This is a genomic window from Desulfovibrio sp. JY (assembly GCA_021730285.1).
GTDB lineage: Bacteria > Desulfobacterota > Desulfovibrionia > Desulfovibrionales > Desulfovibrionaceae > Solidesulfovibrio.
This window is the reverse complement of sequence record CP082962.1, coordinates 3,726,195-3,752,755: the sequence shown is the minus strand read 5'-3', so window position 1 is coordinate 3,752,755 and position 26,561 is coordinate 3,726,195. Positions and strand designations below refer to the sequence as shown.

At 62.5% G+C, this 26,561-nt stretch carries 22 protein-coding genes; 14 read left to right on the top strand and 8 right to left on the bottom strand.

Annotated features, from left to right (window positions below; all coding sequences use genetic code 11):
• Positions 1-3 precede the first annotated feature (3 nt).
• Positions 4-834: a hypothetical protein gene (locus tag K9F62_16760; GenBank protein ID UJX40334.1), complete on the top strand. Its 831-nt coding sequence runs from the start codon at positions 4-6 to the stop codon at positions 832-834.
• Between the two features lie 346 nt (positions 835-1,180).
• Here K9F62_16760 and K9F62_16755 read toward each other — a convergent pair whose 3' ends face one another.
• The 4 genes from K9F62_16755 to K9F62_16740 form a co-directional block, all read right to left on the bottom strand.
• Positions 1,181-2,002 (bottom strand): tetratricopeptide repeat protein, encoded by an 822-nt coding sequence (locus tag K9F62_16755; GenBank protein ID UJX40333.1) that lies wholly within the window; start codon positions 2,000-2,002, stop codon positions 1,181-1,183.
• A 27-nt stretch (positions 2,003-2,029) separates the two neighbouring features.
• Positions 2,030-3,157, bottom strand: a complete 1,128-nt coding sequence (gene carA / locus K9F62_16750; protein UJX40332.1) for a glutamine-hydrolyzing carbamoyl-phosphate synthase small subunit — start codon at positions 3,155-3,157, stop codon at positions 2,030-2,032.
• A 107-nt stretch (positions 3,158-3,264) separates the two neighbouring features.
• Positions 3,265-4,185 (bottom strand): D-alanine--D-alanine ligase, encoded by a 921-nt coding sequence (locus tag K9F62_16745; GenBank protein UJX40331.1) that lies wholly within the window; start codon positions 4,183-4,185, stop codon positions 3,265-3,267.
• Positions 4,148-4,792 carry an HDIG domain-containing protein gene (locus K9F62_16740; protein ID UJX40330.1) on the bottom strand — a complete coding sequence of 215 codons (645 nt, stop codon included), beginning with the start codon at positions 4,790-4,792 and terminating at the stop codon, positions 4,148-4,150. The genes K9F62_16745 and K9F62_16740 overlap by 38 nt, the downstream gene beginning before the upstream one ends.
• A gap of 128 nt (positions 4,793-4,920) precedes the next feature.
• Here K9F62_16740 and K9F62_16735 point away from each other — a divergent pair, with 128 nt between their 5' ends.
• The 7 genes from K9F62_16735 (at position 4,921) to aat (ending at position 11,644) form a co-directional block, all read left to right on the top strand.
• Positions 4,921-5,274, top strand: a complete 354-nt coding sequence (locus K9F62_16735) for a hypothetical protein (protein UJX40329.1) — start codon at positions 4,921-4,923, stop codon at positions 5,272-5,274.
• Positions 5,275-5,751: 477 nt separating this feature from the next.
• Positions 5,752-5,979, top strand: a complete 228-nt coding sequence (locus K9F62_16730; GenBank protein UJX40328.1) for a HypC/HybG/HupF family hydrogenase formation chaperone — start codon at positions 5,752-5,754, stop codon at positions 5,977-5,979.
• Positions 5,966-7,057 (top strand): hydrogenase formation protein HypD, encoded by a 1,092-nt coding sequence (gene hypD, locus K9F62_16725; protein ID UJX40327.1) that lies wholly within the window; start codon positions 5,966-5,968, stop codon positions 7,055-7,057. Before K9F62_16730 ends, hypD begins: the two co-directional genes overlap by 14 nt.
• 88 nt (positions 7,058-7,145) lie before the next feature.
• Positions 7,146-7,739 carry a class IV adenylate cyclase gene (locus tag K9F62_16720; GenBank protein ID UJX40326.1) on the top strand — a complete coding sequence of 198 codons (594 nt, stop codon included), beginning with the start codon at positions 7,146-7,148 and terminating at the stop codon, positions 7,737-7,739.
• A 382-nt stretch (positions 7,740-8,121) separates the two neighbouring features.
• Positions 8,122-8,436: an ATP-dependent Clp protease adapter ClpS gene (gene clpS / locus K9F62_16715; GenBank protein ID UJX40325.1), complete on the top strand. Its 315-nt coding sequence runs from the start codon at positions 8,122-8,124 to the stop codon at positions 8,434-8,436.
• Positions 8,437-10,719 (top strand): ATP-dependent Clp protease ATP-binding subunit ClpA, encoded by a 2,283-nt coding sequence (clpA, locus tag K9F62_16710; protein UJX40324.1) that lies wholly within the window; start codon positions 8,437-8,439, stop codon positions 10,717-10,719. It begins immediately after the preceding gene.
• A 214-nt stretch (positions 10,720-10,933) separates the two neighbouring features.
• A complete protein-coding gene (gene aat, locus K9F62_16705; protein ID UJX40323.1) occupies positions 10,934-11,644 on the top strand; it encodes a leucyl/phenylalanyl-tRNA--protein transferase in 711 nt (236 codons plus the stop codon).
• A 329-nt stretch (positions 11,645-11,973) separates the two neighbouring features.
• On the opposite strand, the gene K9F62_16700 is transcribed toward aat, so the two are convergent.
• From K9F62_16700 to K9F62_16690, 3 genes are all read right to left on the bottom strand, one after another.
• On the bottom strand, positions 11,974-14,760 hold the full coding sequence (locus tag K9F62_16700) for a CBS domain-containing protein (GenBank protein UJX40322.1): 2,787 nt from the start codon (positions 14,758-14,760) through the stop codon (positions 11,974-11,976).
• A 21-nt stretch (positions 14,761-14,781) separates the two neighbouring features.
• Entirely contained in the window at positions 14,782-15,705 is a 924-nt protein-coding gene (gene xerD / locus K9F62_16695) for a site-specific tyrosine recombinase XerD (protein UJX40321.1), read from the bottom strand.
• A 245-nt stretch (positions 15,706-15,950) separates the two neighbouring features.
• Positions 15,951-17,882 (bottom strand): diguanylate cyclase, encoded by a 1,932-nt coding sequence (locus tag K9F62_16690; protein ID UJX40320.1) that lies wholly within the window; start codon positions 17,880-17,882, stop codon positions 15,951-15,953.
• A gap of 154 nt (positions 17,883-18,036) precedes the next feature.
• Here K9F62_16690 and folK point away from each other — a divergent pair, with 154 nt between their 5' ends.
• The 5 genes from folK to K9F62_16665 all read left to right on the top strand — a co-directional run bounded on the left by folK (position 18,037) and on the right by K9F62_16665 (position 23,331).
• Positions 18,037-18,660, top strand: a complete 624-nt coding sequence (gene folK, locus K9F62_16685) for a 2-amino-4-hydroxy-6-hydroxymethyldihydropteridine diphosphokinase (GenBank protein UJX40319.1) — start codon at positions 18,037-18,039, stop codon at positions 18,658-18,660.
• A 31-nt stretch (positions 18,661-18,691) separates the two neighbouring features.
• Positions 18,692-19,006 (top strand): transcriptional regulator, encoded by a 315-nt coding sequence (locus K9F62_16680; protein UJX40318.1) that lies wholly within the window; start codon positions 18,692-18,694, stop codon positions 19,004-19,006.
• Between the two features lie 142 nt (positions 19,007-19,148).
• A complete protein-coding gene (locus tag K9F62_16675; GenBank protein ID UJX40317.1) occupies positions 19,149-21,470 on the top strand; it encodes a glycosyltransferase family 39 protein in 2,322 nt (773 codons plus the stop codon).
• Between the two features lie 111 nt (positions 21,471-21,581).
• Entirely contained in the window at positions 21,582-22,511 is a 930-nt protein-coding gene (locus tag K9F62_16670; protein ID UJX43233.1) for a hypothetical protein, read from the top strand.
• Between the two features lies 1 nt (position 22,512).
• Entirely contained in the window at positions 22,513-23,331 is an 819-nt protein-coding gene (locus K9F62_16665; GenBank protein ID UJX40316.1) for a nitroreductase family protein, read from the top strand.
• A 213-nt stretch (positions 23,332-23,544) separates the two neighbouring features.
• On the opposite strand, the gene tgt is transcribed toward K9F62_16665, so the two are convergent.
• A complete protein-coding gene (gene tgt / locus K9F62_16660; protein ID UJX40315.1) occupies positions 23,545-24,669 on the bottom strand; it encodes a tRNA guanosine(34) transglycosylase Tgt in 1,125 nt (374 codons plus the stop codon).
• 56 nt (positions 24,670-24,725) lie between these two features.
• Here tgt and ade point away from each other — a divergent pair, with 56 nt between their 5' ends.
• A complete protein-coding gene (ade, locus tag K9F62_16655) occupies positions 24,726-26,462 on the top strand; it encodes an adenine deaminase (GenBank protein UJX40314.1) in 1,737 nt (578 codons plus the stop codon).
• Positions 26,463-26,561: the final 99 nt, after the last annotated feature.

The following is a 26,561-nucleotide window of genomic DNA, read 5'->3' as shown; positions in this document are numbered from 1 at the left end:
CTTATGCCACGTACGTATTCTTCCCTGCTTGCCTGCCTGTTTTGTTGCCTGCTGCTGGCTTCCTGCCAGGCGGCCGCCCCTGGTCCCAAGGCGATTTCTCCCCGGACGCCGGCAACGCCCCCGGAAGCCGGTCGAAGCGTTTCACCGCTGGCCGGGGCGCGACAGTTGGTCCTGGTGGTGCCCGAAAGCTTCAACGACAACCAGGCCACCATGCGTCGCTTCGAACGGGCGGGGGACGGCCCCTGGCAGCCGGTCGGAGACGCCGTGCCGGTGACCATCGGCAAAAACGGCATGGCCTGGGGCAGGGGGCTTTCCGGCGACCCGGCGGCGGACGGCCCGGTCAAGGTCGAGGGCGACGGCCGTTCCCCGGCCGGGGTCTTCGCCTTCGGCACGGCCTTCGCCTATCAGCCAGAAACGCTCTCCCCGCCGGCCAAGATGCCCATGCACAGGGTCACCGATCAGACCGTGTGCGTGGAGACCGCCACCTCTGCCTCCTACAACCGGATCGTGGATGAAAATACCGTGGCCGTGCACGATTGGACGAGTCCGGACCGGATGCTGCGGCCCGACGGCCTGTACCGCTACGGTCTTATGGTCGAGCACAACGCGCCCGACACCAAACCCGGCGCGGGCTCGTGTATCTTTTTCCATCTCTGGCGACGCCCGGGTGCGCCGACCGTCGGCTGCACGGCCATGCGGGAGTCGTCCATGCGGACCCTGCTCGGCTGGATCGACGCCGCGAAAAAGCCGGTGGTGGTGCAACTGCCGCGCGCGGAGCTGCAGAGGCTGGCCCCGGTCTGGGGCGCGCCGGAACTGGTTTCCGGGATGCGCTAAAAAGGGGGGCGCGCACAATCCAGGCCGGGCCTTTTAACAATCGAAAGAGTTTGGTTGGCCGACGGGGTCAGGGCCGCCGCGCGCGGCGCATATTTGAAGAATACGCCTTCGCGTCCGCCCTGACCCTGTCGGCCCTGGCTACATGTCTCATGTCCGGATGCCCGCCCTGGACGCACACTCGCAATATCTTGCCCTTCAAAAAAAACAGCTCCGTCATTTCCGAAAAAATGACGGAGCCATTCGTATCCTCGATAATGCCTCCATCCCCTTTTGAAAGTTTTTGAAGGGGGGTCCGGGGGGAAACTTTTTTCAAAAAGTTTCCCCCCGGCCGCCGGAGGCCTCCCAATTAAGATGCCGGCTCGGGTTCCTTGCCTTGTTTTTTGAGGGCGAAGTTGAGCAGCTTCTGGGCCTCGACGAAAGAAGGGGAGAGCCGCAACGCCAGTCGGGAGGCTTTTTCCGCCTTGTCCCAGCGTTGCCAGTCCAGATAGACCCGGCCGAGGTTGAAGTAGAGGTTGGGATCGGATTTGGCGAATTCCACCGCCCGCATGAAGTATTTCTCGGCAATATCGTACTTGTGGAGCTTGCGTAGCACGATGCCGATGCGGTTGTAGTGGTGGATTTGATCGGGCGAGAGGTTGATGGCCTCGTCGAGGTAGGAAAACGCCTGCTCGTACTGTTCCCCGGAGATGAAAAGCTCGGCGATGTGCGCCCGCAGATCGGCGTCGCGGGGAAATTCCCGGGCCAGCTTTTCCAGGGACTGCTTGGCTTCGTCGAAACGCTTCTCTTCGAGAAGGAGCTTGCCCTCGGCCAGACCGCTGGCGATGCGCTGCGCCATGTCGGCCATGATGTCCTTGGCTTCCTCCACGGCCGTGGCCTGCAGCTCGCCGAGGAGGGTGACCAGGGTGTCGGCCAGCTCCTTTTCCTTTCCCGGAGTGTAATCGAGAATAAGCGGATAGATCTTGCGCAGGGTGCGGTCGCCGTTAAGAAGCAGCACCGCGTCGGTGATGAGCTTGCAGAACTCCTCTTTTTCCGACTTGATAAGCGGCGTGCGCAGCATCGCCCCGATGGCCTCGTACAAGGCCGACACGGCGGGCAGCGGTTTGGCCTGCTTGAGAAACGTCCTGACCTTGTTGATCTGGGACCGGGCCTTGGTCAGTTCCGAGGACATGCTTTCCCGACGCGTCGGCGCCCGAGGTTATTTGCCCGTCTCCCGGCGCACGAGATTTCGGAAACGGGTGAAGAAATATCGGCTGTCATGAGGCCCGGGAGCGGCCTCGGGGTGGTACTGGATGGCGATGACGGGTTTTTTCTTGTGGGCAAAGCCCTCAAGAGTTCCGTCATTTAAATTTACGTGCGTCAACTCTACGTTGGAAAGGCTTTCGATGTCCACGCAAAAACCGTGATTTTGCGATGAAATTTCAATCCGGCCCGTTTCCAGGTCCTTGACGGGGTGGTTGAGGCCATGGTGGCCGAACTTGAGTTTGTAGGTCCGTCCGCCGAGGGCCAGCCCCAGGAGCTGATGCCCCAGGCAGATGCCGGCCAGGGGATAGTCCTCGGCCAGGCGGGCGGTGGTCGCGACGAGGTCGGTCAGGGCGGCCGGGTCGCCGGGGCCGGGGGAAAGGAAAATGGCGTCCGGGTCGAAGCGTCTGACCTGGTCCACCGTGGTGGTGTGCGGCACCATGAGCAGGTCGAAGCCCTGGGCGGAAAGAAGCCGCATGATGTTCCACTTGATGCCCATGTCGAAGACCACCAGCCGGGGGCCGTCGCCGGGCCAGTCGTAGGCTCCGTCGACGATGGTCGCCGGCTTGATGCTGCCTCCCGTCCAGACGAAGGGGGCGTCGCAGGAAACGTCCTTGGCCAGGCCGAGGCCTTCCATGGACGGCAGGCCCTTGGCCAGTTCCACCACCTGGTGCGGATCGGACACGTCTGTGGAAATGTAGCCGCGCATGGCCCCGTGCAGGCGCAGGTGGCGGGTGAGCGCCCGGGTGTCGATGCCCTCGATCCCGGTGATGCCCTGACTGACGAGGTACTCGGGCAGGCTCATGGTGGAGCGCCAGTTGGAGGGCTCTTTGCAGCATTCCTTGACGATGAATCCGGCCACGCGGATCTTCGCCGATTCCACGTCCTCGGGATTGATGCCGTAGTTGCCGACGTGGGGGTAGGTCATGCACACCATCTGTCCGGTGTAGGACGGATCGGTCAGCACTTCCTGATACCCGGTCATGCCGGTGTTGAAGATCACTTCGCCGCCGGCGCCGCCCTTGTCGGTAAATGTATGGCCGTGAAAAAGGGTGCCGTCTTCAAGGGCCAGGATGGCTTTCATGCAGGTCTCCGCGCGTATGGGCCGTCGGCCGCGGGTTTACGGCCGCCGGCAGGGTATAGTGGAACGGGGCCGGCGTAAAGGCCGGACGCGCCGTGGGTCGGGGTCAATTAAGGCCTCTTGCCCCGTCGCGCAAGCCCAAGTTCCATGAGTTTGGCGATCAGTTGGGGAAAGTCGAGCCCGGCCGCCCGGGCCGAGCGGGGCAGCAGGCTGGTCGGCGTCATGCCGGGCAGGGTGTTGACCTCGAGGAGTGTCAGTCCGTGCCTGTCGGTGTGGATGAAATCCGCCCGGCTGTAGCCGGCAAGTCCGAGCGCCGCATGGGCAGCCAGGCTGAGGCGGCCGAGTTCGTCGGTCAATGCCAGCGGGATGGGGGCCGGGCAGATCTCGTCGGCCGCCTCGGGCTGGTATTTGCTGGTGTAATCGAAAAATTCCCCTGCCTTGGGCCGGATGAGGATGGGCGGCAGGGCCTCGTCGCCAAGCACGGCGCAGGTCAGCTCCGTGCCGCCGCAAATCCCTTCCTCGATAAGCGCCGTGTCGCCGGTGGCGAAGATTTTTTTCAGGGCCGCCGGCAGATCGGCCGGATCGCGCACCAGCGACATGTAGACGCTCGAGCCGCCGCTGTTGGGCTTGACGAACCAGGGCGTCGGGAAATCGGGCGCGTACCCTGCCGGCGGCGGCGTGGGCAGGAAATCCCAGCGTGGCGTCGGCAGGCCGTGGCGGATGAAAAGCTGCTTGGACGCGGCCTTGTTGAGCGCCAGAAACGAGCCGGCCGGGCCGGATCCCTGGTAGGGCACGCCGGCCGCGTCGAGCAAAGCCTGGGGCAGGCCGTCCTCGCCCGGCGCGCCGTGGAGATTCAAAAAGGCGAAATCGCAGCCTCTGGCCGCGTCGACAAACCCCGGAAAATCGTCGGACAGGTCGCAGGGAACGACCTCGTGGCCAAGGCTTGTAAGCGCCTTGCCGATCTGGACGGCGCCGGACAGCGAAACCTCGCGTTCACTCGACCAGCCGCCCGCAACCAAAAGTATTTTCATGGAGATCCAAATCCAGGGTTTGGGCCAGGGCCTTTTCGATGGCCGCGGCCTGTTGGAAGGATTCCCGGATGCGTTCCCGGATGTATTCCGTCTTGCCGTAGCGGGTCAGCAGATCGTCGAAGCGGGCTTCCAAGGTGACGATCTGGTTGTGCTTGACCCGCTTGTCGCTGTAAATGATTGCCAGCGGCAGAAAATGTGCCCGCAGGTCGATGGGCAGGCTCCAGGTGACGTGGCAGGCCACGCCCTGGGCCAGGACCGGATTGCCGGTCAGTTCCTGCACCCAGGCGCCGCCGAGTTGGCAGTGGTTGCCGCCGTGGCGGATGGTGTAGGTCTTGGCCAGGTCGTGGAGCAGTCCGGCGGCCCGCACGGCCGCCACTTCCACGTCAAGCCCGGCCCGCACGGCCGCTTCGGCCAGGGCGGTAGCCAGACAGGCGACCAGAGCGCTATGCTCCCGGATGTTGGGCAACATGCCGTAGGCGTCCCACAATTCGCGACACTGCGCGTCCGTGGGAACAAAGGACACCCGCGGCGGATCGGGCGGGAAGGGCAGCTCCCCGGAGCCGGTTTCCGGCTTGGGCTGGGCAGGATCATGGATGTGTTCGGACATATGGAAAACGTCGGTTGCCGGACGGGTTGAAAAGCTTTGCGCCCGGCAACCGGATTGATAGCAACCCTTCGGGAAAAAGCAACGCCCGGCCGCGGTTCTTTCGCCGGCCGGAAATGGATTGGTCGATCATGCCGAAATATCGTGTGCGCTACGAAACCAGAATTATGCAGGCCAAGGAAGGCGCCGAAGTGGTGACGGCCACCGGCAAGGGACAGGCCATGCTCGCGGCCCAGGCCATCGTGCACCCCGACCAGCGTCGGGACGAGCCCTACTTTCATTTCGAACCGCGTACCATCCGGCCCCTGGAGCCGGCCGGGACCTATGAAGTGGCCTACCGGACAAAGGTGGAAACGCCGCTCTCCGGCGAGGTCGAGGTGGAGGCGGCCGACGCGGACAAGGCCGTGTCCAAGGCCCGCTTCGCCGTGCACCAGGAGCTTATCCCGCCCAAGTGCTTCAAGGCGTTGGAGGTTGTCGCGTTGTAATGGCGCCTCCGGCGGCCAGGGGGAAACTTTTTGAAAAAAGTTTCCCCCTGGACCCCCTTCAAAAATTTTCAAAGGAGGGCGGGGAGTCTATTCAACTTGGTTTTTCAGAGGGACAAGAGGCCGCTTACGAGGCTGGACGGTTATCCGTCGGCGAGGAGACAAAGAGGGCCAGAAAAATGTAACGCGCTGGCAATACCTGATTATCCGCGCGGACTGGGGGAAAGATTATCTTCGAGCCTGGACCGCGTTGCCAGGGCCGGCGGGGGCATTACGGACGCGAAGGCGTATTCTTTAAATATGCGCCGCCCGCGTCCGCAATGCCCCCCGCCGGCTAACCAAAGGCCGCAACGCCTTCCCCCACCGGCCGACCAACCAACAAACCTTCGGCTTTTGACAAAGCCGTTGCGGATGCGCATATTTCCCCAAACGCGCCGGGCATCCTCGCCCGTCGCCATCCCTTTGCCGGAGGAGCACCCCATGTGCCTTGCCGTTCCCATGGAAGTAACCGCCATCAACGATAAGGTGGCTGATGTGGAAATCGGCGGCGTCACCCGCCAGGTGCGCCTGGAGCTCATCGACGTCGCGCCGGCCATAGGCGATTTCGTCATTGTCCACGCCGGGTTCGCCATTCGCCGTCTGGACCGCGAGGACGCCCTGGAAACCATCAAACTCTTTCAGGAAGGCCTGGACCTTGAACTCGTTTGAGGCTTTCAAGGACCCCCAGCTGTGCCGGGCGCTGCTTGCGCGTCTGACCGCCGAGGCGACCACCCCTTTTCGGTTCATGGAAGTCTGCGGCACCCATACCGTGGCCATATTCCAATCCGGGTTGCGCAGCCTGCTGCCCCCGACCATTACCCATCTGACCGGCCCGGGCTGCCCGGTGTGCGTCACCCACGAGTCCGAAGTGGCCGCCTTTTTGGACTTGGCCGGCCGTGACGACGTGGTGCTGACCACCTTTGGCGACCTCATGCGCGTGCCCGGCCCCAAGGGACGCAACCTCAAGACCGCAAAGGCCGACGGGGCGCGGGTGGAAGTCGTCTACTCGCCGGTCGACGCCCTGGCCGTGGCCGCGGCCAACCCCGGCCGCACGGTCGTCTTCCTCGGCGTCGGCTTCGAGACCACGGCCCCGGCCGTGGCCGCCACCATCAAGCTGGCCCGGGAACAGAATCTGAAAAACTTCCGGGTGCTTTCCTTCCACAAGCTCGTGCCGCCGGCGCTTGAGGCCTTGCTCTCCGATCCGGACATCAACGTGGACGCGTTCATCCTGCCGGGGCATGTCTCGGCGATTATCGGCGCGACCCCGTACGCCTTTGTGGCCGAAAAATACCATGTGCCCTCAGTCGTCACCGGGTTCGAGCCCTTGGACATCCTGACCGCGCTGCTCGACATCACGGGCATGCTCAAAAATAACGCTCCGGCCATCCGCAACGGCTACACCCGGGTGGTGTCCGACGCCGGCAATCCCGTGGCCATGGCCATTATGGACGAGGTGTTCTCCCCAGCCGATGCGCTCTGGCGGGGCCTGGGGCTCATTCCCCAAAGCGGCTTGGTCATCCGCGAAGAATTCGCCGATTTCGACGCCATGCGCCTGCCGGGCGTGGAACTCAAGGAAACGCCGCCGCTTCCCGGCTGCCGCTGCGGCGAGGTGCTCAAGGGCAAGATGGCCCCCAACGAGTGCCCGCTTTTCGGCAAGGCCTGCACCCCGGCCACGCCCGTGGGGCCGTGCATGGTCTCCACCGAAGGAGGCTGCGCCGCCTACTTTAAGTACAGGCTCGACCTGTAGGTGCCATAGTCTGGGGGAAAACCTTCGGCGGCCAAAGGGCGACGCCCTTTGGAATTCCGGCAGGATTGCAACCCGAGGAGCGGCCGCCGTGTCCGATGCCGACGAGATTGAAACCAAGTTCGCCGTGACGGCGTTTGCGCCCGTGCGCGAAAAGCTCGAAAAAGCCGGCGGCGTGCGCCTGTCCCGGGTGTTCGAGGAAAATATCGTCTTCGATACGCCGGGCAGGGAGCTGCGGCGTCGCGACGTGCTCTTGCGCCTGCGCCGCGACGGCGAGGGCCGGGTGACGCTCAAGCTCCCGTCCGAAACGGCCGCCGCCGCCGGGATCAAGGTTCGCCGGGAGCTCGAGACCGGGGTAGCCGATCCCGCCGTCATGGAATCGATCTTTTGCGCCCTGGGCTACGCTCCGGCCCTGCGCTACGAAAAAGTCCGGGAGACCTGGCAGGTGGGCGAAACCCATGTCTGCCTCGACCGGCTCCCTTTCGGCCGCTACCTGGAAATCGAGGGGCCGGCCTCGGCCATTGCCGCCGTGGCCGAGAATCTCGGGCTTGCCATGGCCGAGGCCATACCGCTGACCTATCACGCCCTCTACCAGGCCCATCTGGCCGCCTGCGGCCTGCCGGCCTGCGACAGTTTCGTTTTCGACCCCGACGAACGCGCCGGCGTGTTGTCCGACCTGTCCTGACTTCCTTTCCCCTTGTGGCTTGGGCGGGCGGTTTTCCCCCTTGCCCCATGTTGCGCACGCCTTGGCCAGAAGACGTTTGAACGGGAGAACGCGAGAAGGGAGAACCCGGCAAAGCGTGGCCACTCCCGCCCCGTATTTTCGACTATTTTGTAATTACCTTCTGATCCGCAACAATTTCAATGTACTGCGAAGCCTGTTGTCAGTAGGCGCGATTTCTCGTACCCCATTTCATGGAGTGCAAGGCAGGGTGGACGCGGCGCGCCTTACGCCGTTACCCCTCGACAGTGCGCCAGGGCGACTTATTTCTATCCAGAAACCGCAATCCGGGCGTGATGACGCCCCGAAGTTCCCCGATATCCGGGAAAAGGTGACGGCAAGCCCAATGAGCCATCCCATCGAACAGGAACAACCGGGTCTCGGCGTCGATGTCGAAGAGGAAGTCCGTGAGCCGAGAAGGTACAAGGTGCTTTTGCACAACGACGATTACACGACCATGGAATTCGTCATCCAGGTCCTCGTCGACGTGTTTCATAAAAACGAAAACGAAGCCACGCAGATCATGCTGAACGTCCACAACAACGGTGTGGGCGTCTGTGGGGAGTACACGGCCGAAGTGGCCGAGCTCAAGGTGTCTCTCGTGCACCGGCTGGCCAGGGAAAACGGCTACCCGCTCAAATGCAGCATGGAAGAGGTCTGAATGCTTAGCAAGAAACTGGAGAAGGTGTTGACCAGTGCCGTCAAGGAGGTCAAGCGCCGCAATCACGAATACCTCACCCTGGAGCACTTGCTTTACGCCATGCTCCTGGAGGAGACGGGCCGGGACATCCTGGTCCACTGCGGCGCCAACGTGGTGCGCCTCAAGCATCAGCTTGAACGCTTTTTTACCGACCACATGGAAGCCCTGCCCCAGAACGCCGATTCCGAGGTGGTGCAGACCATAAGCGTCCAGCGTGTGCTCCAGCGCGCCATCATGCAGATGCAGTCGTCCGGCAAACAGCAGGTGGAAGTGGGCGACGTGCTGGCCTCCATTTTCGACGAGGAAGATTCCTACGCGGTCTACTACCTCAAGTCCCACAATGTGTCCCGCCTGGACGTGCTGGAGTACATTTCCCATGGCTCCGGCCGCGAACAGGCCTCCGCCGAAGGTGAGGGCGACGGCGAGACGGGCGGCAAGTCCGGCTCGGCCCTGGAACAATATACCGTGGACCTGGTGGCCAAGGCCAAAAAGGGCGAGATCGACCCGCTGATCGGCCGCGATCAGGAGCTGACCCGCACCATCCACGTGCTGTTGCGCCGCCGCAAGAACAACCCCATCTTCGTCGGCGATCCGGGCGTGGGCAAGACCGCCCTGGCCGAGGGGCTGGCCCTTCGCATCGTGGGGGGCGACGTGCCCGAGTCCTTCAAGGACACGCTCATCTACGCCCTGGACATGGGCGCGCTTCTGGCCGGCACCAAGTATCGGGGCGATTTCGAGGCGCGGCTCAAGGGCGTTTTGGCCGAGCTTGAGCAAAAGCCCGGGGCGATCCTCTTTGTGGACGAGATCCACACCATCGTCGGCGCCGGCGCGACCAGCGGCGGTACCCTCGACGCCTCCAACATCCTGAAACCCGTGCTCGGGTCCGGGAAGCTGCGCTGCATCGGCTCCACCACCTACGAGGAGTACAAGAACTACTTCGAGAAGGATCGGGCCCTGTCCCGCCGGTTCCAGAAGATCGACGTGGGCGAGCCGACCATCGACGAGGCCGTGGAGATCATCAAGGGCCTGCGCACCTACTACGAGGCGCATCACGGCGTGCGCTACACCCCGGCCGGGCTTCGGGCGGCGGTGGAGCTCTCGGCCCGCCACATCAACGACCGCTTCCTGCCGGACAAGGCCATCGACGTCATCGACGAGGCCGGGGCCGTGCGCAAGCTGTCCGGCAATACCAAGGGCGCCATCGGCGTGGCCGAGATGGAAAAGGTCGTGGCTTCCATGGCCAAGATCCCGGCGGCCCGGGTGACGTCTTCGGACAAGGTGCGCCTGGAGAACCTGGAAGGGGAGCTCAAAAACCTCATCTTCGGCCAGGATCAGGCGGTGGAAGCCATCGCCAAGGCCATCCTGCGCTCCCGGGCGGGGCTGGCCAACGAATGCAAGCCGACCGGATCGTTTCTGCTCGCCGGCCCGACCGGCGTGGGCAAGACCGAGATGGCCAAGCAGCTCGCCGCCGTGCTCGGCATCAACTTCGTGCGCTTCGACATGAGCGAATACATGGAGAAGCATGCCGTGGCCCGGCTGATCGGTTCGCCTCCGGGCTATGTCGGCTTCGAACAGGGGGGCCTGCTTACCGACGCCATCCGCAAGCACCCGTATTCGGTGCTGCTCCTCGACGAGATCGAGAAGGCCCACCCGGACATGTTCAATATCCTGCTCCAGGTGATGGACTATGCGACGCTTACCGACAACAACGGCCGCAAGGCCGACTTCGGCCACGTGGTGCTGCTTATGACCACCAACGCCGGAGCCCGGGAGATGTCGGCCAAAAGCATCGGTTTCGGTTCGGGCAAGCCCGAGGACACCTCGGACAAGGGGCTCAAGGCCGTCAACAAGCTTTTCAGCCCCGAATTCCGCAACCGCCTCGACGGCATCGTGACCTTCAAGTCGCTCACGCCCGAGATCATGGACCGGATCGTGCAAAAGTACCTGCGCGAACTCAACGCCCAGATGGTCGAGAAGCGGGTGTTCGTGCGCCTGACCCCGGCCGCGGTGACCAGACTGGCCGAAAAGGGCTTTGACCACGACTACGGCGCGCGGCCCCTGGCCCGGGTCATCCAGGAAGAGATCAAGGACGCGCTCGCCCAGGAGATGCTCTTCGGCAAGCTGCAAAAGGGCGGCGAAGCCCTCATCGACGCAGCCCCGGAAGGCGCGCCCGAACTGTTCACCTTCAACTTCACCGGTCGCGCGCCCAAAAAGGCGGCCCAGGAACCGGCGGTTGTCGAATAAGGGAGAAGGAGGCGGAATGCCTCCGGCGGCCAGGGGGAAACTTTTTGAAAAAAGTTTCCCCCTGGACCCCCTTCAAAAACTTTCAAAGGGATACGGAGTCCCACCCTATCTTTTAACCCCATAAAGAATTTTTGGGGAGGGTGGGGGTCTGGGGGAGGGAACCCCTTTTTGCAAAAAGGGGTTCCCTCCCCCAGTCCTCCAGGACACAAACGGCATGCCGGTTTTTTCGCTGACCGAGGACCCGATGCTTTTCCCACGGCCGTCGTTGGCCGAGCCGGGCGGACTTTTGGCCGTGGGCGGCGATCTGTGCGTCACGCGGCTGGTCGCGGCTTACCGGCGGGGTATCTTCCCCTGGTACGACACGGACACGCCCATTCTGTGGTGGTCGCCGGACCCCAGGCCGATCCTCTTTCCGGGCCTGGTCCACGTTTCACATCGGCTGGCCCGGACCATCCGGTCCGGGAAATTCACCGTGACGCTGGATAAGGATTTTAGCGGCGTGATCCGGGGCTGTGCCGGCGTGTCGCGCACGGTCGGCGACGGCACCTGGATCGTGCCGGAGATGATCGCGGCCTACGAGGCCCTGCACGCGGCCGGCTATGCCCACAGCGTCGAGGCCTGGCTGGACGGGGAACTGGTTGGCGGTGCCTACGGCGTGGCCATCGGCCGGGCTTTTTTCGGGGAGTCGATGTTTCACCGGGTCACGGACGCGTCCAAGGTCGCCTTCGTGACCCTTTGCCGGCACTTGGACAAGCGCGGCTTCCATTTCATCGACTGTCAGCAGGAAACCGGGCACCTGGCCCATTTCGGCGCGGTGCCCGTGCGGCGAAGCGAGTTCCAAAAACGCCTGGACGTGGCCCGGCAGTTCGAGCCGGAAAGCGACTGGCGGCTCGCCTGTCCGCTGACGGAAGCTGCCGCACGCTGAGAGGGGACGACACTGAGTCCTGCGCCACGAATCCTTGCAATACGATTTCTCACGCCTGTTGCAACATCCTGGTATCGAGGCTGCCGTAGCCTTGCCCCATGCCCAAAAAGGCATCATGGCCAATACGCTTGATCCGGCCACAGTCTTTCGCCGTGACCAGCTCAGACAGATAAACGACGTGTTCGCCCCGGAATTCCAGGCTTTCGGCTACGACATGCTTTAGCCGTTCGAAAAAACGGCGCAAGAGGGGGAAAAGCTTTGAAAAGAGTTTTTCCTTCCCGCGCCATCCTCTCTCCGTTTTGTGCCATTGAAGAAGGTGTCTGATCCCATCACTTTTTGTGTGGATCGACAGCCTGTTGCGGTAAAACATCCTGGTCGGCTTCCGGCCTTACCGGAGGTTCGGGCAGGGAACAAAGCGCCCCGGATGTCAGCCGGGACAACAGCGGTTCGATGGATTCACCGGCGGCCAGCCGGCGGGCCATTTCCAGCTGTTCGGTCCGGCAGGGGGCATGGCCGTCGATGACCGCGCCCCGAACCCGGCGCAGGATGGAAGTATAACCGGGCCCCGGTTCGACGCCCAGCGCCTTGAGGTCGTTGCCGGTAATCTCCAGTTTTTTCCCGCGCAGGGTGGTGAGAAAAAGCGAAACGTATTTTTGCAACGGCTCCCGGGGATTGCGGGCCATGAGAAAAAGCGCCCCCTCGACCGGCAGCGGCTCCATCAGGAAATAGAGTTCGGACAATGTGCCCTTGTGGTACTCCCAATTGAAAAGCCCTTGCGCCGTTTCGCGGATCTGCAGGCGCAGATGGGCGATGTCGCCCGCCGTGCGCTTGGAGAAGTTGAGTCGCTTGCCGACCAAGGCGAACTGCTCCGGGTCCATACCCGAACACAAGGCCAGAAAATAGATCAGCCATGCCTGCGGCTTGGGGTCGATGAAGAGCAGGCGGTACCAGTTGATGACGTTTTCCACCTCCATGAGCACCGTTTCCCGGGCCGGGGTCAGGGCGAGCAGGGGATGGATGGCGGCGAGAAGCTTGTAGTCGTGCATGCGGCGCAGGCAGGCCAGGGGCGTTTTTTCCTCCAGGATCAGCTGCAACTCGTGGAAGACCCGGGAGCCGGACAGGCGGTGGAAGAAATTGTGACGCACGGCGTTTTTAATGAGCCGGTCCGTCTGGCCGCCGATGCGGAAACCGAAGCGCTCGCTGAAGCGGATGGCCCGCACGATGCGGGTGGGGTCCTCGACGAAGCTTAAGGAATGCAGGACGCGCAGCACCCGGTCCTTGATGTCGCGTTGGGCCCCGAAAAAATCCACCAGATCGCCGAAGCGGTCCGGGGAGATATGCACGGCCAGGGCATTGACGGTAAAATCGCGGCGGTAGAGGTCCATCTTGATGGAGGACAGCTCCACCGTCGGCAGCGCGGCCGGGTATTCGTAGTATTCCAGCCGGGCCGTGGCCACATCCACCCGCTGGCCGTCCGGCAGCACGACCACGGCGGTCTTGAACTTGGGGTGGGCTTTGTAACGGCCGCCCATCTCCCGGGTCATAGCCGCGGCAAACGCTATGCCATCGCCCTCGACCACCAGGTCCACGTCGAAGTTGACATGCTTTAAAAGCACGTCGCGCACGAACCCGCCCACCACATAGACGGCATAACCCAGTTCCTGGCCGAGCTTGCCGGCACGCTTGAGGAGCGTGAGGATGTCCTTGGGCAGCCGCTCGCGCAACAGCCCCGAAATGTTGCGTTCGCGCTTGCGCTCGGGCAGCAGCGACTCCGGAATGCGCGAGGGCTCCTTGACCAGCGTGTTGACGATATCCGTGCGCGTGACCACCCCCACGAGCTTACCGTTCTCGACTACCGGGGCCAGGCGCTGCCGCCGGCCGAGGATGATCTCCATGACCGGGTACAGGTCGGTGTCGGGCGTGACCACGGCAGGTTCGCGGATCATGTATTCGGCCACCGGCACGTCGCCCAGGCCATGGTTGATGGCCTTGTCCATGATGTCGTGCTCGATGACCCCCACACATTTCTTGCCGTTTTTGGTCACCACCGGCAGGGCCTTCAAGCCATAGCGGGTCATGATCTCCTCGGCCCGGCGCATGTTGGCCCATTCCTCGATGGACACGGCCGGCTTGCTCATGAGCTGGCGTACCAGGATCTGCGGGTTGACCTGCGAGTAGAGCAGGCCGAAGAGCTCCTCGCGCACTTGCGTCAGGGTGCGGTTCTTGATGGAGGCCGAGGCCGCGTAGGGGTGGCCGCCGCCGCCAAGCGAGGCGCAGATCTTGCCCACGTCCACGTCCGGGCTGCGCGAGCGGGCGACAAGGTGCACCCGGTCGTTCATGAGCCCGATGGCAAAAAGCACGCGCAGGTTCTCCATATCCAGAAATTTGTGCACGAGCAGGGCGAAGTCGCCAACGTACTGGTCGGAGGTGGCCTCGGCGATGACCACTTCCACGCCGTTGATGTCGTGGGTCTGGGCCGACTCGATGAGCTGGCTCATGATGGTGATCTGTTCCGAGGAGAGCTCGCGCGTCATGAGGTCGGCGATAACCCCCACGTCCATGCCGCGCGCACGCAACCAGGCGGCGGCGGCAAGATCGTGCTCGGTGGTGGAGGCAAAGGTGAACGAGCCCGTGTCCTCGTAGATGCCAAGGCCGAGGATGGTGGCCTCGTCGGTGGAAAGGGCCAGGTCCTCGGCCATGATGCGTTCCATGAGGATGGCCGTGGTCGATCCCCAGGGCTTGACCACGGACAGGGCGGCCGGAACGTCCTCCTCGGTGTCGGGGTGGTGGTCGTAGCAGTGAACGACAAGCCCCGGATTGGCGAAGACCGGTTCGATATGGGGCAGGCGCGAGCGCTGGCGGGTGTCGACCAGGACGAGGGTCTTGACGCTTCCCGGCTCGATTTCCTTGAAGTTTTTGAAATTGAACAGGTAGGTGGCGCTTTGGATGAAGAAGTGCCTGAGATTTTTTTCCTGGCTGCCGGGAAAGATCAGGGTCGCGCCGGGATAGAGCTTGCCGGCGGCGATGATGGCGGCCAGGCAGTCGAAATCCGCGTTGGCATGGCCGGTAACGATGACCGGTGCCTCTTTGAGCGGCGGTTTGGAGGGGAAACTCATAGGTAACGTTCTACTTTCACTTTAATTTTGGGAGCGGGACCGGGGATGGTGGGCGCGATGCACGGCCAGCAGGCGTTCGGCCTGAACGTGGGTATAGATTTCCGTGGCGCTGATGTCCGCGTGGCCGAGCAGGGTTTGCACCGTGCGCAGGTCGGCCCCGCCATCGAGCAGGTGGGTGGCGAAGGAGTGGCGCAGACTGTGGGGCGAGATGCGCAGGGAGATGCCCGCGACCTGGGCGTGGCGCTTGATGCCTTTCCACACGGCCTGCCGGGAGAGCCCGCGACCGGAGCGGTTCAGAAAGATAAACTGCTCCTTGGGATGAAACGCGCCCCGGATCGTCTGCACGTAGGTGGAAAGAAACTCCTGGGCCAACGCGTGGATAGGGATAAGCCGCTCCTTGGAGCCCTTGCCGAAAACCCGCAGCAGCCCGGCCTGGGCGTCGAAATCCGTCAGCGCAAGCCCGGTAAGCTCCGATACGCGAAGCCCGGCGGCATAGAGCAGTTCCAGCATGGTCCGGTCGCGATACCCGAGCGGCGTGGCCGTGTCCGGGGCATCGAGGAGCCTTGCCACATCGTCGCGGGAAAGCACGTCCGGGAGCAGACGCGGCAGCTTGGGATTTTCAATCAGGGCCGCCGGGGATTCGGGCAGCCAGCCTTCGCCGGCGGCATAGGCGAAAAAGCCGCGCAGGGCCGAGAGATGCCGGGCCAGGGAGCGGCTGGCCAGCCCGCGCGAACGCAAATGCATGAGGTAGAGAAACAGCGTATCGTCATTGACGGTTTCGAGGTGGCCGTCATGCTCGTTTAAAAAAGTTAAAAAGCTTGCGATGTCTGTGGAATAGGCGGCAATAGAGTGCTCGGCCAGCCCCTTGGCCACGACCAAGTGTTCCAGGTAGCGGTCCACCCAGGGATGGGAGGGGGCAGGGGGGGAAGTGTTTTCTGTGGGCATGACGGATACGCCAGGACTTCGTGACACGATTTCGCCCGGGATTCAACGTCTGATCCGAGCGCAACGGCATATCCGATGGGCAGGCGCGCTCCAGGAGGACCTTGGTGCCCGGCGCGACCGAGCGGTCACACCAGGGCAACAGGAACAGGGGGAGAAGGCCAATCGATACCATTGGCCAATGCTTCGAATCTCTAACAAAGAAGTAGCCGCGTAGGACATGTCAAAGGAGTTGCCAGGGAGAAGCGTTACATATCCTCGTCGCAACAGACCTGATTGCGTCCGTTGTTTTTGGCCTGATACAGGGCATTGTCGGCCCGGCGCAACATATCTTCGAGAGGGTCGTCCTTGTCTTTTTGAAAAAAGGCCAAGCCGATGCTCACTGTGAAACAAATCTGGCCGGAATGCGTTTCCGCGCAGCTATTCTCAAGGGACTTTCGAAGACGCTCTGCAATGTTACTGGCCTCGGAACGGCTTGTTTCAATGAGCAATATGCCGAATTCCTCACCGCCAAGACGGCCGATATGATCCGTTTCCCGCATCGTTTTTTGTAATACTTCACCCATTGACCTAAGTACCGCATCGCCTACATCGTGGCCATAGGTATCGTTTATGGATTTGAAATGATCTATGTCCACCATAAGAAAAACCAACGGAGCGGCATAACGCTTGGCCCGAGTTATTTCCTCCATGACTTTTTGGATAAAATACCGTCTGTTGCTCAAACCTGTCAGAGAATCCGTTGTGGCGAGGATATGGAGTTCCTTGACGCGTTGCTGTAATTCAAATTGCGTTTCCTTCAGTTCGGTGACATCCGATACGAGTACAAAAAAACCGCGTATGGAGTCTCCGCTCTGGTCAGGAATATAGCGGGCCAGTGTATGGCCTGTCGATCCATCGGCCTTTGTTCTGTCCTGCTCGAACATCTGGGGTTCACCGCGTAGCGCGCCAAGCATGCGCGTTTCATTGTGAGCGAAGAGCGTATCCCCGAGAATATCCTTGGCGTGGGCCCCGTATATCTGTTCTTTCGTTTTGCCGAACCATTCATAGTAAATTTTATTGGCATATTCACAATACATATCTTTGTTCCAATAGGCGACCATGGCGGGGATATTGTCCATCACCATGTGCGTAAATTTATCGTGCCGGGCGGCTTCCTCTTCTGCTTTCAGCCTTAACTGTTCATTGTCACGACGCCATTTTTGAATGGCTACCAATGCTAATGTGGCAAATGATATTACAAGAAAAAGAATGAAATTTTGAACAACTACATCTCTTCTCCAATCTTTGTAAATTTCTTTGACACTTCTCGTGACGATGATCGTGAGCGGCTTGTTGAGATGTAATGCTGCTGGATTTACTGAACGCATGGAAACCATGCTTCCGTTGTCATGATCAAGCGTGGCGTCGACGAATGTTTCTAGAGCAACACCGCTCTGGCTGTATTTTTCTAAAAAAACGTTAATTTTCTTCCCATCATTTTCATCTTTTCTCTCACGTTGCGGCATGGCAACAAAAATGGAGCCATCGGCATCGGCCAGTGCCGCCCACATATCCGGGGCATAAAGAATCGAGCCAAGGAGCGGGGCAAAATAAGCCGGGTCCAGCGAGGCATTGACGATGCCGTCGAATTGGTTCTGAGCATTGCCGATCATGCGCCCGATACAAATGACCCTGGCGCCAAGGACGGACTGGAAGGGGGCGCTGATATACAAGGTATCAAGGTTGGGCTGTTGCTGAATCGTTTTGAAATAATCCCTTTGGGAAAAGTCTTTCCCGATCATTTCCTGCCGATTGGATGCTTCGATAACGCCTTTGACATCGTAAACGCTCAGCACCCGGATACCGCTGAGGGCATCGGCAAGGATATCCAACCGAAGAGTTTCCCCGTGTAGAGCGCGCAACGCGGTGCCCTGTCGTTGAATATCCTTGAGCACTGTATTGAGATCGGCAAGGTTCTGCTCGACGATATTTTGAACAATATGGGTTTGAAGCTGCAAGAGTTCCTTTTCACGTTTTTCAATACGGCCATGTTCAAGAAAAAGATTCCCCCAGATGAGCAGCACAAGGAACAAAACTACAAAAGAATGGACAGTCAATTGCAATGAAAAAGACAATCTGTTGCTATGATGTTGTGTCGTCGATGCGACGGTTTCGTTTGCTGGTTCCTTTTTACGCATAGTTCTTCCGATCTATCCAACCATATTAAAAATAACAAGTGGATTCTTGTTTTCCCAAGCAAGTGTTCTGAAATGATTTTCCCAGGCCGTTGCCAAACCTTGCGGCAAGTGCGATCCGAGTACGCATAAAATGCAGCATCCCCCCACATCCGCCATGGGAAAGTACGAAACCAGGCCTCCTGGCGTGATCGCCCTGCTTGACACGGCCTTGACGACTTTTTTACCTCTGCGCTGCCGCGAGAAAGGAGACTCCATCACGAAACGCCATATCGTCACGACCGCCTATGTCGGGCTGGGCTCCAATCTCGGAGACCGGGCGGCTACCCTGGAAGTGGCCCGGGAGCGTCTGGCCATGCTCCCCGGGGCAAGTCTCGCGGCGGCAAGCCCGATTTACGAAACCGAACCCTGGGGCGATGCCGACCAGCCGTTTTTTCTCAATCAGGTCGTGGCGCTGGAACTTGCCGCCGACTGGACAGCCGCAAAACTCCTCACCGCGCTTTTGAACATTGAAACAGCCCTTGGGCGCGTGCGTGGGGAACGTCGCTTCGGGCCGCGCACCCTGGACCTCGATCTGCTGCTTTACGGCGACGCGGCCATCGACGAGCCCGATCTGGTCGTGCCCCACCCGAGGCTGCGCCAGCGCGCCTTTGTCCTCGTGCCCCTGGCGGATATCGCCCCGGGGGTGATCATCCCGGACGGGGAGGGCGGAAGCGTTGCGACAGCGCTTGCGAAAATCCCTTTCAAAATCGTTGGAAATACCGTAAGAGCGGGACATTGACCGGGTCCGCAAAGGACCTGCAAGGAGCGTTATGTACCGTTGGCTCATACTGATCGTGGCCGGCTTTATCCTCTATAAGCTTTTCCTCGGCGATCGAGGCCGTAAAAAGACCCAGGAAGCCGAAACGAAAACGCGCATGGCCGCCACCGGCGAGATGGTCAAGGACCCGGTTTGCGGCACCTACGTTCCGGCCGACGCCGACATTCGCGTTCGCGACGGCAACAAGGTCTACGCCTTTTGCAGCTACGAATGCCGCGACGCCTTCGTCAAGCGCCTGGAAGCCACCCGTACCGAGTCCGTCGAGCATGCCAAGGAAGCCGAGCATGCCGAAGAGGGCCGGGGGTAGTCGCCTACAGCCCTCCGTCCGGCGCGCACCGCTTTTTTTCACGGTGACGGGCCCGGCCCCGGGCGCGGCGAGTTCCTGACCCTTTCCCTTCGGCGTCGCGGCCCATTACGATGGCGGTCGTGGCCCTTGCGCCTTTTGCAGCATGCAGCAGACGTTTCATAATACCAAGGGCGCATCCCGCGACTGGGCGGAGCGGCTGGTCCTGGCCGCCATCCTGGCCGTCGCCGCCTGCCTGCGCCTGTATCATCTGGAAACACCGACCATGTGGTGGGACGAAATCGTCGTCCCGCTGACAGCACGTTTCCCGGTCTCCTACATCCTCGACTTCTCGCGCCACTGCGAAATGCACCCGCCGCTGTATCACCTTTTCATCAAGGCGGTGGAATGGGCGGGGATCTCCGATTTCGCCTTGCGCCTGCCCTCGGCCTTGTGCGGACTGGCCGCGGTCTATGCCGCCTGGCGTCTTTTCGGCAGGCTCTACGACCGCGCGGTCGGGCTCGTCGCGGCGGCGTTTCTCGCCGGCAGCGCCATGCAGGTCTGGCATGTGCGGCAGGTCCGCCCCTATGCCATCCTGACGCTGCTGTTCGTCTTTTCACTCTATTTCTGCCTGCGGCTGATCAGGGAGCGGCAAAACCGCGATCTCTACGCCCTGCTTGGGATCAACGCGGTCCTGTTGTGCCTGCATTACTTCATGTTCGAGGTCGTCTTTGCCGAGGGCGTCGTGCTCGTGGCCAACTGGCGGCCGCGCGGGCAGGGCCTCACCTTGCGGCAGCTTGTGGTTTTCTGTTGTGGTACGGCCATCGTGGCGCTGCCGGTGCTGCTCATTTTTTTCCTGCCCAGCCAGACCACGCTGTCGATCTTCGCCGACAAGAGCAGCTTTGCCGCCATAGGCCGGCTCATCGTCGCCTATGCGGCCGATGTGCTGTGGAGCCATGACGACACGGCCATGCGCCTGTTCATGGGCGCCATTGTCGCCCTCGGGGGACTGGCCATGGCGCGGCGCGCCCCGCGCGAACTGGCCGCCTGCCTGCTCGTTGTGCTCATCCCGGCCCTGATCCTTTTTTTCATGCGCAAGACCGCCTATTTTTCGCCGCGCCATTTCCTCTACATGACGGTCGTGGCGGCCCTTTTCGCCGGCCAGGCAACGCGTTTCCTGCCCCGTCCCGGTCTGCTCGTCCCGCCGGCGGCCTTGCTGCTCGCCATCACTGCGGCGGCCAACGTCTTTTTCACCCACCCGGACGCCTATTACCGGCCCACGAGCTACCATCATCCGGTTTTTGTCACGGACTTCAAGCCCATGGCCCGGGAACTGGCCTGGAGGCTTCGGCCCGGGGAGGTTGTCGCCGCCTCGGACCCGGGCACGGTCAATGCCGTGTCCTGGTACCTGGACCGGTTTGTGGCCGGCAATCCCTTCCGCGACCAGAAGCTCGACGCGGTAAGCCCCGACTTTACCTTGCGGTTTTTCGCGCCGTTTCACAATTGGGGACACCTGGGCAAAACCGAACAGGCTTTCACCACCGCCGTTGGCCCCATCAGCCGGTCCGAGCAGGTCTTAAACGCCAAGATTTACGATCTGCCCATCCACCGGGAGCCGGCCCCGGTCATTGCCGCCGCGCCCTTTCATCTGCGACGGCGCGCCGCCTTTCCGGACTTCTACCGGCAGGTGACAGCCTTTTCGGATATGACCATCAATCCGTACTGGGGTGGAGAGGCCATCCCCACCCGCAACAGCCGGCCGGCCTTTCTGGAATACAGGATCGACAACGCGGCCGGCGACGCGCCCCAGCAACTCCAGTGGATGATCGAATATAAGAACCAGGGCCGGGACAGCACGATGGCTTTTTCGGCCCGCTTCGACGACGAGCCGGCCGTGCCGCTTTTCACGTCCGTTGGCCCGGACGGGCAGGGCGGTCGCATGGTGACGCTGGTGCGCGAAAAGCCCTACAAGACCCTGACGTTGCGCCTGGAAACGGTCTGCGCGCCCTATACCGCCCGCTATCCCGGCGGCAACCTCGAAACCACGGCGTTTCGGGACTTCGACCTGGAAATCGTGCCGCTCGGGCATTTCGATTCCCCAGTGCCGTTTGCCGTGCGGGTGCAGGGGGGACTCGGCAAGATCGAACACAGCGACCTCAACCTTTGGCGCTGGGGGCTCGGTCCCCAAAGCGAGCTGGCCTTCGATTTGCCACAAGCCGGGAACTACGTCCTCGAGTTCGACTTCGCCAACGTCATTCCCGGCCAGACCGTGACGGTCGCCGTCAACGGGACGGTGGTCGAAACCTTCGCCAACCTGCCGGCCGACGCCCGCGAGTCCCGTCGCATCCCCATCGCCGGACGCCAGGGACACAACACGATCGCCATCGCCTACAGTGACTGGAACCACGGCAAGACCACCTTCGCCGCCACGGACGTGCGGCCGATGGCCCTTTTTATTCGCAAACTGCGTCTGGTGCCCGCCAAGTGATCCCGGCCCGGGGAGGAGCCCAGGCCGGTCAGGTTGCCGGCTGACCGACCATGGGCTAAAAGGTCGAAGAGCATCCCCGCAACCTCCATCCCCTAAGGCCCGCCGCCCATGATGAACACGCGCATCGTCGACGTGGCCATAAACGTCTTCGGCAAACCGGCCCAGACCGTGCTGTCCCTTTTGTCGTTGCTTGAGCATTCGGGCCGCTGGATCGACAAGGTCTACTTCATCGAGGAACGCGCCGCGGTCAATGAAGCCTTCGCCCATGGGGACATCCGACAGGTGCTCGGCGATCGGCTCGTGCATTTCCGCCCGCAGCTCATGAACTGGCGCTATGCCGTGGATCCGTCACGCCTGGGCGACACCGGCTACCGCCACAGCCTGCGCTACCAGTACGCCTTCGAACACATGGACAAGCGCTATCTGCTCCTTATCCACAACGACTGCGAGTTTATCGGCGACGCGGTCGGGCTGCTGCTCGGGCATATGGGCGAAAATATCGGCGTGGGAGAAGTGGGGCAGTGCTGGCTGTGTCCGGCCAAACGTTTCGGCCATTGCGGCCCGGGCCGCTACCTGGAATACCGGCCCGACTTCGCCGAACTCCGCGCCCTCTACGACGCCCTGCCGGCCGAGATCTACCGCCGGCTGTATACCCAGGAGCCGACCGAGGAACTCGTGCGCCATCCCTGGCCGCTGCCAGAATGCCGGCTCAACGAATATTGCTGTCTGATCAATATGGAGATGGCCCGGCCGGTCACCTGCCCGCAAGGGCAGGCGCGTCCGTTCGGGGCCTATGTCGACGTGGGCAATCCCGAGACCGGCAACGGCATTTTGGACATCGGCGTGGCCTGGTTCGGGGATATGGTCCGCCTGGGCCACACGTTCGGCCATGTTTCCCTGTCCCCGGTGTTGCGCCATACCGTCGGCGGGCACAAGGCCCTTTTTGCGCCGGAATTATATGTGGAGCAGGAAGAAAAAGCCCTGGCCGTCCTGCAATCCCGCTTCGGCGGCTCCCAAAACGACAACGCGGAGACGAAGTAGTATGCCCCTTTTCACCATCGGCGAGAAATGTACGGGCTGCGGCCTTTGCGTGGCGGCCTGCCCAGCCAGTCTGGTCCGGCAGAAAGGGGAGGAACCGCCCCATGCCCTGGCCGGCCGCGAAGCGCACTGCATCCGCTGCGGCCACTGCGTCATTGCCTGCCCGACAGGGGCCTTTCACCACGCGCTTTTGCCCGAGGAGCAGTTTTCGCCGGTCAAACGCCGGGAACTGCCGGACCTGGCCAGCCTGCGCCGGCTGCTCATGTCCCGCCGCTCCTGCCGCAACTACGCGCCCCAGACGCTTTCCCACGAGGAAATCCTGGCGCTTATCGAGGCGGTGCGCCATGCCCCCACCGGACACAACGCCCGGCAGGTCGGCTATGTGGTGGTGGATGGCCCGGAACGCATGGACGTGGCGCGCCGCGGCGTGCTCGAGTGGATCGCGGCCGAGGTCGCGGCCGATACCCAGCGCGCCGCCGATCTGCATCTGGCTGGCGCGGCCCGGGCCGTGGCCAAGGGTCGGGACGTGATCTTCCGTGGCGCGCCCCATGTGGTGGTGGTCCACGCGCCGGATGCCGGCATCACTCCGGCCCTCGACGCGGCCATTGCCGCCGCCTGGCTGGAAATCGCCGCCGCGGCCGGCGGCTACGGGGCTTGCTGGTGCGGCTACCTGATCTTCGCCCTCGACGCCCATCCGCCCCTCGGCGCGCTCCTCGGCATTCCGGAAGGGCACAAGGGCTACGCAGCGCTGCTCCTCGGCCAGCCCGCCATCCGCCCTCTCGCTATTCCCCCCCGCGACATGCCGCCTGTGACCTTTTTTTGAGGAGGAGGGGGAGGAGGGTGCCTCCGGCGGCCAGGGGGAAACTTTTTGAAAAAAGTTTCCCCCTGGACCCCCTTCAAAAACTTTCAACGGGGATCATCCGATCACTGTGACCAATTTTTTTTGCGAATATAGCCCGTGAGGAGTTTTTGGGGAGGGTGGGGGTCTGGGGGAGGGGACCCTTTTTTGCAAAAAAGGGTCCCCTCCCCCAGCGCCTTACGCATCCGTCTCCGGATACGCCGCTTCCATGGCGGAGCGGAAGGCATCGAAGCGGCCTTCACGGATGGCTTGGCGGGCCTGGGCCATGAAGCGGGAAAAAAAGGTCAGGTTGTGCAGGGTGTTGAGCCTGTAGGAGAGGAGTTCGCGGGCGACGTAGAGATGGCGCAGGTAGGCCTTGGAGAAGGTGCGACAGGCGTAGCAGGGGCAGTCCGCTTCCAGGGGGCTGTCGTCCTCGCGGTATTCGGCCCGTTTGATGTTGACCTTGCCCTGGAAGGTGAAAAGGGTGCCGTTTCGGGCGTTTCGCGTGGGCAGCACGCAGTCGAACATGTCGATCCCGGCGGCCATGCCGGCGAGCAGATCGCGCGGCGCGCCGACGCCCATGAGGTAGCGGGGCTTGTCGGCCGGGAGCAGGGGGGCCGCGTCGAAAAGGATGTCGTACATTTCCGCCCGGCTTTCCCCGACGGACAGGCCGCCCAGAGCGTAGCCCTCGAAGTCCAGGTCGATGAGCTGGCGGGCGCTTTCGGCGCGCAGGTCCTTGAAGAACCCGCCCTGTACGATGCCGAAAAGGAGCTGGCCCCGGTCCAAGGGCGCATGGGCCGCCCGACAGCGCGTCGCCCAGCGGGTGGTGAGCCCCAGGGATTTTTCGGTGTAGGCCCGGTCCGCGCCATAGGGTACGCATTCGTCCAGCACCATCATGATGTCCGAGCCGAGGTTGCGCTCGATGGAGATGACCTTTTCCGGGGAAAAGAGGTGCTTGGAGCCGTCGATGTGGGAGGAGAAGGTCACGCCTTCCTCGGTGATGCGGCGAAGCCCGGAGAGGCTGAACACCTGGAATCCGCCGGAATCGGTCAAAATGGGCCCGTCCCAGGCCATGAAGCGGTGTAGGCCGCCCATCTTGGCCACAAGCTCGTCGCCCGGGCGCAGGTAGAGGTGGTAGGTGTTGCCGAGAATGATCTGTGCCCCGATGGCGCGCAGGTCGTCCGGGCAGAGGCTCTTGACCGTCCCCTGGGTGCCGACGGGCATGAAGACGGGGGTTTCGATTTCGCCGTGGGCGGTGGTCAGCCGGCCGGTCCGGGCGCGCCCGTCGCCGGGGCCCAGCGTAAAAGTTCCTGGCAGGTTCATGTGCCATGATATAAGGGATTTCCCGACACCCATCAAGACAACGCGGAGGCCTCCTTATGCCCGAACCCGAAAAACTGGACACTTACCGGCGACGACTGGCCGTAGCCCGCGGCGACGCGCCGGCGGACCTGCTCATCAAGGGCGCACGACTGGTCAACGTGCTCTCCGGTGAAATCCACGAGGCCGACGTGGCCGTGGCCGACGGCGTTGTCGTTGGTTTTTCCGGCCGGGAGGCGGCGCGGGTCATCGAAGCCGACGGCCGCTACCTCTGTCCGGGGCTCATCGACGGGCACATTCACATCGAATCGACGCTGCTGTCCCCGCCGGTCTTCGCCCGGGCCGTGGCCCCGCACGGCACCTGCGCCGTCATGTGCGATCCCCACGAGATCGCCAACGTCCTGGGGCTCGCCGGCATCGAGTACATGCTGGCCTGTAGCCGCGATCTGCCCGTGACCTGCTATTTCATGATGCCGTCGTGCGTGCCGGCCACGGACATGGCCACGTCCGGGGCCAGGATCGGCGCGACGGACGTGGCGGCCATGCTGGCCCGGCACCCGGACCGCATCCTGGGCCTGGCCGAAGTCATGAACTATCCGGGCGTGGTGGCCGGCGACGAGGACATGCTGCGCAAGATACGGGCCGCCCGGGGCCGGGTCATCGACGGCCACGCTCCGGGGCTGACCGGCCGGGCGCTCGATGCCTACGTCACGGCCGGGCCGGGTTCGGACCACGAATGCACGCATCTTGAGGAAGCCCGGGAAAAGCTGCGCCGGGGCATGCATATCATGATCCGGCAGGGGAGCACCGAACAAAATCTCGAAGAGCTGATCCCGCTGGTCACGGCCGAAAACGCCGGACGTTTCTCCCTGGTCAGCGACGACCGCGACCCGGTCGATTTGAGCCGCAAAGGGCACCTCAATGCCCTGGTAGCCCAAGCCATCGCCTGCGGCGTGCCGCCGGTTGCGGCCGTGGCCATGGCCTCGATCAATCCGGCCCGCTATTTCAACCTGCGTCGCAGGGGGGCCGTGGCCCCGGGCTACCGGGCGGATTTCGTTCTCGTAAACGATCTCAAATCCTTTGATATTGCGGATGTTTTCTTGAAAGGGCGGCATGTTGCCGACATGGAGTTTTCCGATTATTCGTGCCTGACGCCGCCGCGGGCCATGCATGTGGCCGGGGACGTGACCGAGGCCCGGCTGGCCATCCCGGCCCAAAAGGGCGCTCGGATAAGGGCTATCGGACTCATTCCCGGGCAGATCGTCACCGAATGCCGCGTCATGGACGCCCTGGTCAAGGATGGACTGGCCGTGGCCGATCCGTCACGCGACCTGGCCAAGCTGGCGGTCATCGAGCGCCACAAGGCCACGGGCAACATCGGCCTGGGATTTATTGCCGGGCTCAAGTTGCAAAACGGGGCCATCGCCGGCACCGTGGCCCACGACGCGCACAACCTGATTGTGGCCGGCACCAATGACGCGGACATGATCCTGGCCGCCCAGGCGCTGATGGTTTCGGGCGGCGGTTTCGCCGTGGCCGGCGGCGGCAAGCTCCTGGCCCAGGTGCGGCTGCCCGTGGCCGGGCTCATGAGCGATGCGCCGCTGGAGGTGGTCATGGAGGGCCTTGTCGCCTTGCGGGCGGCGTACAGGCAGATCGCCAGGCCGAAGCCCGAGGCGCTGGACCATCCCTTCATGGCCATGTCGTTTGTCTCCCTGGAAGTGATCGGGGCACTGCGGCTCACGGATCAGGGGCTTTTCGACGTGGCGTCGTTTTCCCGGGTGGGCTTGTTTCTTTAGCCGTCGGACGTATAGAAAACGTTTACATATCCGTATCGTATTACAAATCGTCTTTCACACGCTCATGACAACGGGTTGACAGGGTCGGGGACGGCCACG